The following is a 14,221-nucleotide window of genomic DNA, read 5'->3' on the forward strand; positions in this document are numbered from 1 at the left end:
GGGCCAGATCGGGAAGATCACCCTCGCCGGGCAGATCACGCTGTTCGACGCCGCGGGAAACAACCCCGAGCAGATTGCCGCCGGCCCGGACGGCAACCTCTGGTTCACGGACGCCCGTCACGGCGCGATCGGCCGTTCGACGCCGTCGGGAGGAATCACCATGTATCCGATCCCGTCGGGGAGCGGCGCGCGGTACATCACCGCCGGTCCCGACGGTAATCTCTGGTTCACCGAAGGCGCTGACCGCATTGGTCGAATCACGCCGAATGGCGAAATCGCGGAGATTTCCCTGCCGGCCGGTTCCGGACCTTCGGGGATCACGGTCGGCCCGGATCACGCTATCTGGTTCACGGAGGCCGGGAGCAACAAGATCGGTCGCCTCGATCCGGCCGCGCCATGTTTCCCGGACGCCCGCACGCTCTGCCTGGGCATCTTCCGGGTAACGGCCGCCTGGGAGGGATCGGGACAGTCCGGAACGGGCAACGCCGCGTCGATCACTCCGAACGCCGGGGCGTTCTGGTTCTTCAATCCATCGGATATAGAAGTCGTCGTCAAAATCCTCGACGCATGCCGGGGGACGGGCACGTTCGACGTCTACGTCAACGGACTGACACATCTCGGCGTCACCGTCACGGTCACGGACACCGAAACGGGGATATCGAAGGCGTACGTCAACCCGGCGGGCGCCCCGTTTTCGCTGCTCTTCGACGATTCGACGTTCACCTGCCCGTGACGTTCCTCATGCCACGATGAACGGGGGAGCGGCGAGCGATCGCCGCTCCCCTCAGTCCGGAGTCGGCACTCCGCCCGTCGGCGAGCTTCCCGTGACGAGCGTCCGCCAGGCGATCGCGGCGAGCACGATCGCGGCGCCGACGATCGCGAAGGGCGTGGGCTTCTCGCCGATCCCGAGAAAGACCCAGATCGGATTCAGAACCGGCTCGAGGAGCGAGATGATCGATGCTTCCGCGGCGGTGATCGCCTCGAGTCCCTTCACGAAGAGCGCGTACGCGCAGCCGATCTGGACGACGCCGAGGAACGCGAGGATCGCGAAGTCGCCGATCGGGATCGAGAACGGCCGCGGGACGAAGAAGGCGGCGCAGAGCGCGCCGAGGGCGTTTCCGAAGATCGCGGTCCACTTCGAGGCGTCGCCGCGCTGCCGCCGCAGCAGGAGGACCGTCACGGCGTAGAAGGCGCCCGAGAGGAGGGCGATTCCGTTGCCGGCCATTCCGTGCGGAGAGAGCCGGCCGACGAAGAAGAGCGTCATCCCGGCCAGACACGCGGCGGCCGCCGCGACGTCGCGCCCGCGGATCGCGTCGCGGGCGATGAGCGGCGAGAAGAGGAGCACCCAGACGATCCCGGAGTCCTGGAGGAAGATCGCGTTCGCCGCGGTGGTCCACTTCGTGGCGACGACGAACGTGATCACCATCCCGGCGTAGACGAAGACCGACGCGGCGAGCGTCGGCGTGGGCCGGATCCTCTTCGGCCGGAGCAGGACGAGCAGGACGATCGTGGCGATCCAGGCGCGGTGGAAGACGATCGCGAGCGGGGGGAGGTCGACCTCCTTGATCGCGAGGCCTCCGCTCGACCAGAGGATCGCGGCGGCGGCGACCTGGATCGCGCCCCGCCGCTCGCGCGTCACTTCGATTTTCCGGGCGAGTCCGAACGCACCCGCCGGAGACGGGCGGGCCGTCCTTTCCGATGGCAGGCCGCGCAGAGCATGGCCCGGCGGAACGGCCGGATGCGGAGGAAGTGGCCGCGGCACGTCTCGCAGCGGTAGACGATCTCGCGCTTCTTGCGGAACTCGTTCAAGGCGACGGTCTCCGGCGCGTGCCGCCGGCGGGCGCCGAACGCCCGGGCGATCTTCCAGAACTTCGGCGAGTGCGCCTCGTCCGGGCCGTGCGACCGGAAACAGTACGCGTGCGCCGCTTCGTGCTTCAGCGTCTCGACCTTGTCGCGCTCGGAGAGATGCGCCGAGATCACGATCGTGTGCGGCGGCCCGTAGGTGATGTGCCCGCCGGTGAGCTTCCGGCGGGATATCCGGACGCGCGCGGGATGGAGTCCGAAGCGCTCGGCGAGCCCGTCGTAGATCTGCTGGAGGCGCGTCCGCTCGTCGGCCGGAATCGGGAAAAGGGAACCTTGTTCGGGCATCGAGTTCCCGGATTCTACGACAAGACTCCGCGGGACGAACGAGTCGTAGAATCGCTTTCGGGAGGTGGGAGTTGAAAAGGACGATCGGACTCTGCATGGCGGCCGCCCTGTTCCTCTCGGCGCGCTCCTGGGGCGCGGGAACCGGTAAGAGCGTTTCCTACAAGAGCGGGGACGAGACGGTCACGGCCTATCTCTCCGAACCTGCCGGAGGAGGGAAGCACCCGGCGCTGATCGTGGTCCATGAATGGTGGGGATTGAACGACTGGGTGCGCGGAAAGGCGGACCATTTCGCGCAGGAGGGCTACGTGTCGCTCGCCGTCGACCTGTACCGCGGGAAATCCGCCGGGAACGACCCGGACGTCGCGCACCAGCTGATGCGCGGCCTTCCCGAGGACCGGGCGGCGCGCGATCTCGACGCGGCGTTCCGCTATCTCGCGTCGCGCCCGGACGTGGATCCGGGGAGGATCGGCTCGATCGGCTGGTGCATGGGGGGCGGCTATTCGCTCGAGGCCGCGATCGAGGAGCCCGCGCTCGCCGCGTGCGTCGTCAACTACGGCCGGCTCGTGACGGACCCGAAGACGATCGCGAAGATTCGCGCGCCCATGCTCGGGAACTTCGGCGCCGAGGACCAGGGGATCCCGCCGTCTTCCGTCGAAGCCTTCGAGAAGGAGGCGCGGGCGGCCGGCAAGACGATCGACTTCAAGGTCTACCCGGGCGCGGGACACGGATTCGCGTCCAACCCCGATCCGAAGGTCTACCGGCCGGAGGCGGCCCGCGACGCCGACGCGCGGACGGACGCGTTCCTCGCGAAGGAGTTGAAGAAGGGCTAGCGTCCGAGGTCCCCGGCCACGCGCGGAAGGGGCGGAAGGGAGGGCGGCCTTTGCCCGCTCGCCCGCGATGGAGCGTGACGCGCCGGGGAGCGCGGGCTCGCCGTCCGGGAGATCCTTCGCTTCGCTCGGGATAAGCCCTGGCACTCACGGTCGTGAGTGCTCCGGGCTCACTTGTTCTTGTACCAGTCGGCGTTGATCTGCTGGAAGTGCTTCCACTTCTCGGGGATCGTCTCTTCGGTGAAGATCGCCGTGACCGGGCACGCGGGTTCGCAGTTGCCGCACTGGATGCACGTATCGGGGTCGATGTAGAGCATCTCGGCGGCTTCGAAGCCGCTTTCGTCCTTGCGCGGATGAATGCAGTCGACCGGGCACACGTCGACGCAGGCGGTGTCCTTCGTCCCGATGCACGGCTCGGCGATGATGTACATTCCCATCGAAAGTTTTCCTCCGGCGGGCGATTCTAGCAGATCGGATTCCTGAGCGACCGCGGCGATCAGCGGGCCGCGCGTCCGATCGCCTTGCGCGAGATCCAGAGCGGCCCGATGAGAAGGTGGCGGAGGTTGCGCGCGAAGGCCGGCCGGTTCTTCTCGAAAACGGCGTGGCCGACGAGCTGGAAAGCCCAGCCAGTCGCGAAAAGGGCGGCCGCGAGGAGCAGCGCCGGGCGCACGCCCGCCTCCGCGACCAGGAACCGGCCCGCGACGTCGCACGCGGCGGAGAACAGAAGGAAGACGGCGGCCGGGAGCGGGTCGACGGCGAACCCGGCGACCGAGACGGCGGCGATCACGGGCTCCGCCGCGGTCATGCGGGAACCGAGAGGAACGGCCGTCAGAGCGAGGACGATCGAGAAGACGATCGAGGGAATCCCCACCGAGTGGCAGAGGCGGTTTCCCGGGGTTCGGTGCGCCGACGCGTAGTCGTCGAAGAGCCGGGCGGCCCGGGAGGTCACCCAAAGATTCTACGCCACGGCCATCCGGTACGGCCCCGCGCAGCGACGGGGCGGTCGGGCCGCGTCCGAGAGCGCGGACGGTCGGCGCGGCTTACTTGAGAACGCCGACGGTCTGCGCGACGTTCGGGCCGCCGGCCCGGGGCGTGAACCGCACGGTCACGCGGGCGCCCTGGGCGACGACGCCGTTGAACTTCGTCTCCTTCGTCCAGACCAGCGAAACCGTCTCTCCGGCCTCCGTCTTCACCGTGAAGGCATGGCTGGCGGCCGAATAGCTCTCGACGACCCCGGTGACGGAAACGGTCTTCTCCGCGGCGGAAGCGACCGCGGCCGCGACGGCGATCGACATGACGAAAGCGACGGTGTTCTTCTTCACGACATTTCTCCCCACGCCGTAACGCGCGACGCCCGGCCGAAATTCCGATCGCGCGGCCGGGGCGCGACGCTTGACACGATCCCGGCGCGCTCTTACCATTCGTCGTTTTTATACCTTGCCGGGGGAGGCAGCATGACGAAGCGCTGGTCTGAAACGGATCTCCGGTTCCTCCGCGACAACGCCGACAAGATGGACGTCCAGTCTCTCGCCGACCGGCTCGAGGCGCGGGTCGAGGAAGTGGAGGCGAAGATCGAGAAGCTCGGTCTCCGCCCGGCCGAAAACGCGTCCAACGGAAAGACGCCCGCGTCGTTTCGCGAGATGTTCAAACACTCGGAGGCGGCCCGCAAGGAATACGAGAAGGGCGCGGCGGCTCTCCAGAAGAAGAAGTACGAGGAAGCGGAAAAGCACTTCCGCGCGCTCCTCGACGGGTTCGGCGACGAGCGCGAGCTCGCCGACCGCGCGCGGCTCTACCTCGCGGTCTGCCAGCGGCGCACGAAGACCGCCGCGCGCCCGGCCGGCGACGCGGAGGACGTCTACTACGCGGCGCTCGTCGAGAAGAACCGGAAGAACTTCCAGGGGGCGATCGAGCAGCTGAAGAAGTCTTCGCGCAAGAACGGCGACGGCAAGGTGCCGTACCTCCTCGCGTGCTGCTACGCGCAGTTGAACGAGGCCGAGAGCGCCCTCGAGGCCCTCGAGCAGGCGATCACGGAAGACGAGGGGAGCCGCGCCCTCGCCCGGCGGGATCCCGATTTCGAGCCGCTGCGGGGCAGCGCTCATTTCCAGAAGCTGACCGCGGCGACGGCGTAGCCGCAAGAAGAGCTCCTGAAGAAACCCCCGGCTCCGCCCGTCCCTGCCCCGTCGGTGATCGTCATGGCCGCCGGCGCGGGAACCCGGATGAACTCCGACCTCCCGAAGGTGCTCCACCGAGTCGCCGGACGCCCGATGCTCGAGGCGGTCCTCGACGAAGCGGAGAAGCTGGATCCCCGGGGGATCGTCGTCGTCGCCGGGCACGGCCGCGAGCGGGTCGCGGCGGTCGTCGCCGGCCGGCCGCGCGTGCGCATCGCGATCCAGGATCCGCCCCGGGGAACCGGCGACGCCGTCGCGCGCGCGCTCCCCCTCCTCGAGGAATCCCGCGGCCCCGTTCTCGTGCTCTCCGGCGACACTCCCCTCATCACCGCGGATTCGCTGCGCCTCCTGCTCGATCATTTCCGAAAGACGCGCGCGGCCGCGGCGCTCTTTTCCGCCCGTCCCGACGAACCGGGCTCGCTCGGCCGGATCGTGCGGCGCGGCGGCCGGTTCGCCGCGATCGTCGAAGTGCGCGACGCGACGGCCGCGCAGAAGAAGATCCGCGAGATCAACGCCGGGATCTACTGTTTCGACCGCGCGGCCCTGGCCCGCGGACTGCGCGACATCCGCGACGACAACGCGGCGGGGGAGTACTACCTGACGGACGCGGTCACCGCGCTGGTTCGCGCGAAGGCGGCCGTCGAAGCGATCGAGATCCCGGATCCCCGCGAGGCGATGGGCGTCAACTCGCGCCGGGAGCTCGCGTTCGCCGACGCGGTGGAGCGCCGCCGCGGCGCCGAGCGGCTGATCGACCAGGGAGCGACGCTGCTCGATCCGGAGTCGACCCTGGTCGGGCCTTACGTTTCCGCCGCCCGCGACGTCGTGATCCATCCGTTCGTGGTGCTCGAAGGGCGGACGCGTCTCGCCGAAGGGTGCGAGATCAAGTCGTTCTGCGACGTGAACGATTCGGTCGTCGGCCCGCGCACGACGGTCGGCCCCTTCGCGCGGCTGCGGCCCGGCACCGTCCTCGAGGAGGACGTCCGGGTCGGGAACTTCGTCGAGACGAAGAAGGCGCACCTGAAGAAGGGGGCGAAGGCGTCCCATCTTTCGTATCTCGGGGACACCGAGGTCGGGGAGGACGCGAACATCGGCGCGGGCACGATCACCTGCAATTACGACGGCGAGAAGAAGCATTTCACCCGCATCGGCCGCGGGGCCTTCATCGGAAGCGACACGCAGCTCGTCGCGCCGGTCGAGATCGGCGACGGCGCCTACGTGGGCGCCGGATCGACGATCACCAAGAGCGTGCCGCCGGGGGCGCTCGCGATCTCCCGGGAAGCGCAGCGGAACATCGAGGGATGGGCGGCGGCGCGCCGGAAGAAGAACGGAAAATAACCGGCGGCGCGTCGTTTCCGCCGCGGCTCCGCGCTCTTTTCGCCGCGGTCGCCTTTCGTTCGCCGGGCTTTTCGGGAACAATGGAGACGGCATTCTTTTTGCGACGGGAGAGCGCGAAAGATGCCGGAATCGACCGGGACCATACCGATGCAGGACATGATTCGCCGCCGCGGCGGCGGGTAACGGAGCGACTAAAGACCATGTGCGGGATCGTCGGTTATGTCGGCGGGCGGGAAGCCGCGCCCGTCCTGCTCGACGGGCTTCGGCGGCTCGAGTACCGGGGCTACGATTCCGCCGGCATCGCGGTCCTCGAGCAGGGGAAGTTTTTCATCGCCCGCGCCGAAGGGAAGCTCGGCGCTCTCGTCGACAAGCTGAACGGGAACATGCCTCCCGGCACGACCGGGATCGGCCATACGCGGTGGGCCACCCACGGAAAGCCGGTCGAGCGCAACGCCCATCCGCACCTCTCCGGGAACCGCCGGATCGCGGTGATCCACAACGGGATCATCGAGAACTTCGCCTCGCGCAAGGCTCTCCTGAAATCCGAGGGACAGGTGTTCCTCTCCGACACGGACACGGAGGTCTTCGCCCACGAGGTGGAGCGCTGCTATCGGGGAGACCTGTTCGCCGCCGTTCGGGAGGCGAGACAGACCCTCGTCGGGGCCTACGCGGTCGTCGTTTCGTCGGTCGACGAGCCCGGCGTCCTGGTCGCGGCGCGATCCGGCCCTCCGATCGTCCTCGGGGTGGGAGAGGGGGAGAATTTCGTCGCCTCCGACGCGACGGCGGTCCTGCCCTGGACGCGGCGCGTGATCTTCCTCGAAGACGGCGACGTCGCCCGCGTCGACGCGGCGTCGATCCGGATCACGGACGCGGACGGAAACGAAGCGGAGCGGCCCGTCCGGCAGCTCGCCTGGGACGCGGTTTCCGCCGAGAAGTCCGGGTATCTCCACTTCATGGCGAAGGAGATCCACGAGCAGCCCGTCGCGGTCGCGGAGAGCATGGGAGGGAAGGTCTCGCTCGAGACGGGCGCGCTCGAGTTCGACGACCCGCTTCTCTCCCCCGCGCGCGCGTCGCGGATCGATCGCGTCCTGCTCCTCGCCTGCGGTACCTCGTGGCACGCGAGCCTCGTCGGAAAGTTCCTGATCGAGCGCATGGCGCGCATTCCGGTCGAGGTCGACTACGGGAGCGAGTTCCGGTACCGGGCGCCCGTCGTCTCCGAGGCGACGCTCGCGATCGGCGTCTCCCAGTCGGGCGAGACGGCGGACACGGTCGCGGCGCTCCAGGAAGCGCGGCGGCAGGGTGCCTCGCTCGGCGCGATCGTGAACGTTCCCGGCTCCCAGATCGCCCGGATGGCCGAGGCGGTGTGGCCGACGCACGCCGGACCCGAGATCGGCGTCGCGTCGACGAAGGCGTTCACGACGCAGCTGCTCGTGTTCTTCCTGATCGCCGCGCGCCTCCGCGAGGTCCGGGGAATCCGCGCCGGGCTGACCGCGGAGGAGACGGAGGCCCTCGCCCAGCTTCCCGGACTGATGGAAAAGACGATCCGCAAGGAGCCGCAGCTCGAAACGCTCGCGAGGAAGCTGTCGCATTTCCGCGATTTCCTCTATCTCGGCCGGGGTACCCACTACCCGATCGCGCTCGAAGGGGCGCTGAAGCTGAAGGAGATCTCCTACATTCATGCGGAGGGCTACCCGGCGGGCGAGATGAAGCACGGCCCGATCGCGCTGATCTCGGAGGAGATGCCGGTCGTCGTGCTCGCTCCGCGCGACGGGTGGCGCGAAAAGACGCTCTCGAACCTTCGCGAGGTGAAGTCCCGCGACGCGCGCGCGATCGTGGTCACGACGCACGTGGACGGAGAGATCGAGGAGCTCGCCGACGACGTCATCGAGATCCCCGAGACGATTCCGGAGCTCCAGCCGATCATTTCCGTCATTCCGCTCCAGCTCTTCGCGTATCACGTCGCCGTGATCCTCGGCTGCGACGTCGACCAGCCGCGGAACCTCGCAAAAAGCGTGACTGTGGAATAGAGCGGTCGACGCTCTGCCGGAGCTTGCAGCGGAGCTGGGCTCCTGCCTCACGGGCGAGTCGAGGCGAACGCTCTCGCGCCGCCTGCCTCGCCCGCGACGGCGCGGTCTGCGGTTCTTGGGAATCCGGCCGCTCTCGTGAATAATGCCCCCCTTCATGGACGCTGACCCTCTCCTCCAGGACCTCAACCCGGAGCAGCGCGAAGCGGTGCTCGCGGGGGAGGGCCCGATGCTCGTCCTCGCCGGCGCGGGCTCGGGGAAGACGCGCGTCGTGACGCGCCGTCTCGCCCGGCTCGTGCGCGAGGGCGCGGACGCGCGCCGGATCGTCGCCGTGACCTTCACGAACAAGGCCGCCGAAGAGATGCGCGAGCGGGTCGCGGCCCTCGTCGGCCGCCGGCTGCCGTCGTTCGTCGGAACGTTCCATTCCTGGGGCCTGCGGTTCCTGCGGCGGACCGGCGGCGCCGAGGGGCGGACCGCGAGCTTCTCCATCGCGGACACCGCGGACCAGGTCGCGCTCGTGCGGGAGTCGATGGAAGAGCTCGGCCTCTCCGAGCAGACGTTCACTCCCGGCGCGGTGCACGCGCGGATCTCGGACGCGAAATCGTCCGCCCGCTCCGCCGAGAGATTCGCGGCCGAAGAGGGCGATTTCGCGGGCACGCGCATCGCCGGGGTGTTCGCCCGGTACGAGAAGAAGCTCCGAGCCGCGAACGCGTTCGATTTCGACGATCTGATCGCCGTTCCGGTCCGGGCGCTGCGGGAATCGGACGCTCTCCGGGACCGGGAGCGCTCGGCGATCGAGCATCTTCTCGTCGACGAATACCAGGACACGAACGCCGCGCAGGACGCGCTGATCAAGCTCCTCGGCGAGAAGGCCCGCTCGCTCTGCGCCGTCGGAGACGAGGACCAGTCGATCTATGCGTGGCGGGGTGCGCGCGTCGAGCACATCCTGCGCTTCGAGCAGGATTTCCCCGGCGCGCGGATCGTCGCCCTCACCCGGAACTACCGCTCGACGGCGACGATCCTGGACGCGGCCGCCGCCGTCGTCTCGCACAACCGCCGGCGCCGCCCGAAGAAGCTCGTCTCGGAGGCGGGGCCGGGCCAGCCCGTCGAGGTGCGAGCCTTCCGCGACGATCGCGTGGAGGCGGAGGCGGTCGTCTCCGAGATCCGGCGCGCCGAAAGGCCGCTCTCCGAGTTCGCCGTCCTCTTCCGCGTCAACGCGCAGTCCCGCTCGTTCGAGGACGAGCTGATGAGGCAGAACGTGCCCTACGTCGTCATCGGCGGGATGAAGTTCTACGAGCGGGCGGAGGTCAAGGACGCGGTCGCCTACTACCGGCTCGCTCTCGACCCCGCGGACGACCTGGCGTTTCGCCGGGTCGTCAACGTGCCGGCGCGGGGAATCGGCGGCGTCACCGTCGAGCGGCTCGCCGCATCGGCGCGCGAGCGCGGCATCTCGCTCTTCGAGGCGTCCGCCGACGTGCCCGGCGTCACGGAGCGCGCGCGGATCGCCCTCGACCGGTTTCGCGGGGTCGTGGAAGCCGGTCGGGCGAGGGCGGGGGAGCTCTCTCCGTCGGCGCTCCTCGAGTTCCTCCTGGAGACCTCCGGGTACCGGGCGCTCTACGCGGCCTCTTCCGAACGGGAGGACGTCGCCCGGCGCGAGAACCTGGTCGAGCTGGTTTCGGCGGCCCGGGAGTACGAGCGCCGGGAAGGGGAGGGCGCGACGGTGCGCGGATTTCTCGACGCCGTGTCCCTCGCGACGGACGCGGACGCCCCGAGGCCCTCGGGCGCCGTCACCCTCATGACGCTGCACTCGGCCAAGGGCCTGGAGTTCTCGGACGTCTACGTCGCCGGCCTCGAGGAGGGCTTCCTGCCGCACGTGCAGAGCGCGGGCTCCGAGGACGAGATCGAGGAGGAGCGCCGGCTGCTCTACGTCGGGATGACCCGGGCACGCCGGCGCCTGACGCTCACGCTCGCCCGACAGAGGATGCTGTACGGCGAGACGCGGCCGCGGCAGGAATCCCGCTTCGCCGCGGAGCTTCCGCCGTCGGTCACCCGGATCGAGGACGCGGCAGGGGTGCCGACGCTCTTCTCGCGAGACGAGGACGACGATCGCGATTTCCGCTGGGAGAAGACCGAGCGCGTCCGTCTCCCGCTTCGCCGGCCGCCCCCGGTCACCGTCGCGCGACGCCGGGCGCCCGTCCCGGGCGCGCTTTCCGGCTTCTCGCGCGGGGCCCGGGTCCGGCACCCGACGTACGGGTCCGGCGTCGTCCTCCAGCAGGAAGGGTCGGGAGACGAGGCGAGGCTGACCGTCTTCTTCGACCGCGCCGGGAAGAAGAAGTTCGTCGCGAAGTTCGCCAACCTGACGCCGGCGTAGGTCGCGCCGGCCGGCGGGCGATCCGCGCGAGCGGGGACGGACGGACTAGAACTTCGCCACGAGAGCGATCGAGGTGATCGTGTCGGTCTTGCCGAACCCGGGCACCGGCTCGTTCAGGTACGCGAGGTTGTGCGAGGCTTTCAACGAGAAAACCTTGTTGATCGCCACACTCACCGAGAACGTGTTCGCGATCCGCCAGTCGCTCGAATCCTTGAAGCTGTCGACGTACGAGAATTCTTCCGAGATGTCCGTCGTCGACGAAACCTTCCACTTGTAGAGGAAGCCCGCCTGTCCGGTCCCGAACGACTTGTCCTCGCCGACGACGCGCCTTTCTCTCGTGTAGCCGGCGCCGGCTTGCAATTTCAGCTCCTGCGCCGGGGTCTTGACGACCGAGTACGCCGCGCCTCCCAGCGTGGAGAGGCGCTGCTCGATGCCCGCGAACTCGTTCTTGAAATAGTCGTCCTGCACGAAGAGCTCGAATCGCGGGGTGAAGTTGCGGGCGGCGCGCAACTCGCCGGCAATCGTCTTGGCCGTCGTCACGCCATCCGTCTTCCCCTGGACGAACGCTCCCTTGGCGAGCCCGTTCCAGACGTCCTTCTTGAAATCGATCTCGAGTCCCGCGCCGACCGTCTGGACGTTCGTGTTTCCGGTCGTCCCCACGTACGACGCTTCGGCCTTCCCCGACCAGACCGGCGGGGGGCCGGCAGGCGGTTCCTCGGCGAAGGCGGCACCGGCGGCCAGGAGAACGACGATGGCGAGCACACCCGATCGGATCTTCATGCGGTTTCCTCCCCGTCAGGTCCCCGAATTCACGAATGATGCCGGCGGCATCGGGAATCCGCCGGAGAGATCACGCGGGCTGCGGCTGGGCGCACGCCTTGCAGCGCCGCGCGTCCTTCGGAATCACTTCCCGGCACTCGGGGCATTCCTTCGTCGTCGGCTGACCCGGTTTCGGGAGGAACGCCTTCGTGATCATGTACACGACGAAAGCGATGATGATGAAGTCGACCATTCGGCCGATCAGGTCGCCGTACGCGATCGCGTTCTCGGTGACCTTCCCCCCGGCGTCCGTGGCCCGCGAAAGGACGATCTTCGCGTTTCGCCAGTCGCCGGCCGGCAGCAGCAGTCCGATGATCGGATTGAGGACGTCGTCGGCGATGGCCGCGACCACCTTGCCGATTCCGGCGCCGATGATGACGCCGATGGCCAGGGCGATCGCGTTCTGCTTGAGGAGGAACTCCTTGAATTCCTTGATCATCTCGATCCCCTTTCTCTTTTCGTGCACCCGAGGGCGAGCCAATTTGCGGGGATGGACCAGATCGAACGCTCTCGAGGCCACCGGGAACTTCCAGTGTCGCGGGCCGGTGGAAGTATACGATTGACGTCCCGGCGGTCGCGACTGGCTGACCGCCTCCCGAAAGGAGTCCGGCATGGGAATCATGGACAAGATCAAGGAAGAAGCCCGGGAACTGGCGGAGAAAGGGAAGGAACTCGCGGTGGCCCAGGGGCGGGAGCTCCTCGCGGAGGGCAAGCAGACGCTCGCCACGAAGGCGGAAGAGCTCAAGAACCAGGCCGGCCAGAAGGTCGCCGGCATGGTGGACGAACAGAAGAAGAAGCTGGCCGAAAAGCTGCCGGCCGGGTTCAAGAAGTGAGAGCGTGATGCGAACGACGAGACTGGGAACGATCCTGTTCGCGGCCTGGGCCGCGATCCTGCTGGCCGGGCCGCCTCCCGCCGACGCCAGGGCGAAAGCGAAGGAGCCGGCGAAGGCGGCGTCGACTGCGGCGGTCGACATCAACTCGGCGTCCCAGAAGGAACTGGAGGCCCTCCCCGGCATCGGCGCCGCGACGGCGAAGAAGATCGTCGCGGGACGGCCGTACGCGTCGGTCGCGGACCTCTCGCGCGCGGGAGTTTCCGCGAAGACGATCGAAAAACTGACCCCGCTCGTCACGGTCGGCGGCGCATCGGCCACGCCGAAGAAATCGTCCGCCCCCGCGAGCCCTTCGGCCCGGGGAAGAGAGGCCGCTCCGGCGGTTTCGGGGGCGATCGATCTGAACACGGCGTCCGCGAAGGAGCTCGAGGCGCTGCCCGGCGTCGGCTCCGCGACGGCGAAGAAGATCATCGCCGGGAGGCCGTACTCCTCGGTGGAGGATCTCGCGCGGGCGGGACTCTCCGAGAAGACGATCCAGAAGGTCACGCCTCTCGTCAAGGTCGACGCCGCCGCGAGGCCGATGAATACATCCGCCGCCCCGAAATTCCCTGCCGGCAAGGCGGCTGCCCCGACGACCGGCGGCCGGGTGGACGTCAACACCGGTTCGCAGAAGGAGCTCGAGGCGCTTCCCGGCGTCGGCCCGGCGACCGCGAAGAAGATCATCGCCGGCCGGCCGTATGCGTCCGTTCAGGACCTGTCGCGCGCGGGGATCTCCGCGAAGACGATCGAAAAGATCTCTCCGCTCGTCACGGCCGGGGCCGCGGCACCGGGAGCGAGCTCCGGGGGAGCCGGGGCCGCGGCCGCCCCTTCGCCGGCTCCGGCCGCGCCGCGCCGCGCGGGCGCTCCGGCGACGGCGGCTCCCGCCCCCGTGCCTTCCGCGCAGGCGCAGACCCCTCCGTCCCCGGGAATGGTGTGGGTCAACACCGCGACGAAGGTCTACCACCGCGAGGGCGATCCCTGGTACGGGAAGACGAAGGAAGGGAAGTTCATGAACGAGGCGGACGCCATCAAGGCGGGATATCGGGCGTCCAAGCAGGGCATGCCGAAGAAATAGCCCGGCGTCGCAGCGGTCGCGCGGCCCGCCCCTGGCCGGATGCGAGGAGTCAATAATACACGATCTCGGCTCCCCGGGGCCGATGGGCGCGCGCCGCTGAACGCCTCGTTCTGACGAATGTCCGGCGCGGCCAGGAATCGCCGCGCCGGCTCATCTCACGCCGCCTGCGGCTGGCCGCAGGCCTTGCAGCGGCGGGCGCCGGCCGGGATGATTTCCTCGCATTCCAGGCAGGTCTTCGTCGTGATCTTCGAGGACGCCCTCGGGATGAACGCCTTCGCGATCAGGAAGACGACGATCCCGATGATGAAGAAGTCGATCGCCCGTCCGAGCAGGTCGCCGTAAGCGATCGCGTTCTCGGTCATCTTTCCGGTGCCGTCCACCGCGCGCGAAAGCACGATCTTCGCGCTCCGCCAGTCGCCCGCCGGAAGCAGGAGTCCGGCGATCGGGTTGATGACGTCGTCGGCGATCGCCGAGACGACCTTGCCGATCGCGGCGCCGATGATGACGCCGATCGCGAGCGCGAGGGCGTTCTGCTTGAGCAGGAACTGCTTGAACTCGGTCCAGAGGTTCATGTTCTCCTCCCGG

16 protein-coding genes are annotated in these 14,221 nt (G+C 68.7%); 8 read left to right on the top strand and 8 right to left on the bottom strand.

All coding sequences use genetic code 11. The features are described 5' to 3' along the window. A partial coding sequence (locus VFS34_14635) for a hypothetical protein (protein HET9795688.1) occupies positions 1 to 733 on the top strand: 733 nt, incomplete at its 5' end. A gap of 51 nt (positions 734 to 784) precedes the next feature. Here VFS34_14635 and VFS34_14640 read toward each other — a convergent pair. Both VFS34_14640 and VFS34_14645 read right to left on the bottom strand, forming a co-directional pair. Further along, a complete protein-coding gene (locus VFS34_14640) occupies positions 785 to 1,639 on the bottom strand; it encodes a DMT family transporter (GenBank protein HET9795689.1) in 855 nt (284 codons plus the stop codon). Next, positions 1,636 to 2,148 carry a SprT-like domain-containing protein gene (locus VFS34_14645; protein HET9795690.1) on the bottom strand — a complete coding sequence of 171 codons (513 nt, stop codon included), beginning with the start codon at positions 2,146 to 2,148 and terminating at the stop codon, positions 1,636 to 1,638. The genes VFS34_14640 and VFS34_14645 overlap by 4 nt, the downstream gene beginning before the upstream one ends. Positions 2,149 to 2,219: 71 nt before the next feature. Here VFS34_14645 and VFS34_14650 point away from each other — a divergent pair, with 71 nt between their 5' ends. Then, positions 2,220 to 2,978 (top strand): dienelactone hydrolase family protein, encoded by a 759-nt coding sequence (locus tag VFS34_14650; GenBank protein HET9795691.1) that lies wholly within the window; start codon positions 2,220 to 2,222, stop codon positions 2,976 to 2,978. A 167-nt stretch (positions 2,979 to 3,145) separates the two neighbouring features. Here VFS34_14650 and VFS34_14655 read toward each other — a convergent pair whose 3' ends face one another. The 3 genes from VFS34_14655 to VFS34_14665 form a co-directional block, all read right to left on the bottom strand. After that, positions 3,146 to 3,412 carry a ferredoxin family protein gene (locus VFS34_14655; protein ID HET9795692.1) on the bottom strand — a complete coding sequence of 89 codons (267 nt, stop codon included), beginning with the start codon at positions 3,410 to 3,412 and terminating at the stop codon, positions 3,146 to 3,148. 59 nt (positions 3,413 to 3,471) lie between these two features. Next, positions 3,472 to 3,924 carry an Mpo1-like protein gene (locus VFS34_14660; GenBank protein ID HET9795693.1) on the bottom strand — a complete coding sequence of 151 codons (453 nt, stop codon included), beginning with the start codon at positions 3,922 to 3,924 and terminating at the stop codon, positions 3,472 to 3,474. A 91-nt stretch (positions 3,925 to 4,015) separates the two neighbouring features. Continuing rightward, positions 4,016 to 4,297, bottom strand: coding sequence for a hypothetical protein (locus VFS34_14665; GenBank protein HET9795694.1), 282 nt, complete (start codon positions 4,295 to 4,297; stop codon positions 4,016 to 4,018). 132 nt (positions 4,298 to 4,429) lie between these two features. On the opposite strand from VFS34_14665, the gene VFS34_14670 reads away from it, so the two are divergent. From VFS34_14670 to VFS34_14685, 4 genes are all read left to right on the top strand, one after another. Further along, the gene (locus VFS34_14670; protein HET9795695.1) at positions 4,430 to 5,104 is read left to right on the top strand and encodes a hypothetical protein; all 675 of its coding nucleotides are present in this window, start codon (positions 4,430 to 4,432) and stop codon (positions 5,102 to 5,104) included. A 63-nt stretch (positions 5,105 to 5,167) separates the two neighbouring features. Next, on the top strand, positions 5,168 to 6,478 hold the full coding sequence (glmU, locus tag VFS34_14675) for a bifunctional UDP-N-acetylglucosamine diphosphorylase/glucosamine-1-phosphate N-acetyltransferase GlmU (GenBank protein ID HET9795696.1): 1,311 nt from the start codon (positions 5,168 to 5,170) through the stop codon (positions 6,476 to 6,478). A 200-nt stretch (positions 6,479 to 6,678) separates the two neighbouring features. Further along, positions 6,679 to 8,505 carry a glutamine--fructose-6-phosphate transaminase (isomerizing) gene (gene glmS, locus VFS34_14680; protein ID HET9795697.1) on the top strand — a complete coding sequence of 609 codons (1,827 nt, stop codon included), beginning with the start codon at positions 6,679 to 6,681 and terminating at the stop codon, positions 8,503 to 8,505. Between the two features lie 154 nt (positions 8,506 to 8,659). Continuing rightward, positions 8,660 to 10,873 (top strand): UvrD-helicase domain-containing protein, encoded by a 2,214-nt coding sequence (locus tag VFS34_14685; protein HET9795698.1) that lies wholly within the window; start codon positions 8,660 to 8,662, stop codon positions 10,871 to 10,873. Between the two features lie 45 nt (positions 10,874 to 10,918). Here VFS34_14685 and VFS34_14690 read toward each other — a convergent pair whose 3' ends face one another. Beyond that, positions 10,919 to 11,653, bottom strand: a complete 735-nt coding sequence (locus VFS34_14690) for a DUF481 domain-containing protein (protein HET9795699.1) — start codon at positions 11,651 to 11,653, stop codon at positions 10,919 to 10,921. Between the two features lie 70 nt (positions 11,654 to 11,723). Continuing rightward, positions 11,724 to 12,158: a large conductance mechanosensitive channel protein MscL gene (mscL, locus tag VFS34_14695; GenBank protein ID HET9795700.1), complete on the bottom strand. Its 435-nt coding sequence runs from the start codon at positions 12,156 to 12,158 to the stop codon at positions 11,724 to 11,726. Between the two features lie 145 nt (positions 12,159 to 12,303). Between mscL and VFS34_14700 the strand changes: the two genes are divergently transcribed. Next, positions 12,304 to 12,525 carry a hypothetical protein gene (locus VFS34_14700; GenBank protein ID HET9795701.1) on the top strand — a complete coding sequence of 74 codons (222 nt, stop codon included), beginning with the start codon at positions 12,304 to 12,306 and terminating at the stop codon, positions 12,523 to 12,525. Positions 12,526 to 12,532: 7 nt separating this feature from the next. Further along, entirely contained in the window at positions 12,533 to 13,636 is a 1,104-nt protein-coding gene (locus VFS34_14705; GenBank protein ID HET9795702.1) for a helix-hairpin-helix domain-containing protein, read from the top strand. A gap of 155 nt (positions 13,637 to 13,791) precedes the next feature. On the opposite strand, the gene VFS34_14710 is transcribed toward VFS34_14705, so the two are convergent. Further along, positions 13,792 to 14,208, bottom strand: coding sequence for an MscL family protein (locus VFS34_14710; GenBank protein ID HET9795703.1), 417 nt, complete (start codon positions 14,206 to 14,208; stop codon positions 13,792 to 13,794). Positions 14,209 to 14,221 lie beyond the last annotated feature (13 nt).

The sequence above is a fragment of the Thermoanaerobaculia bacterium genome (genome assembly GCA_035717485.1).
GTDB lineage: Bacteria > Acidobacteriota > Thermoanaerobaculia > UBA5066 > DATFVB01 > DATFVB01.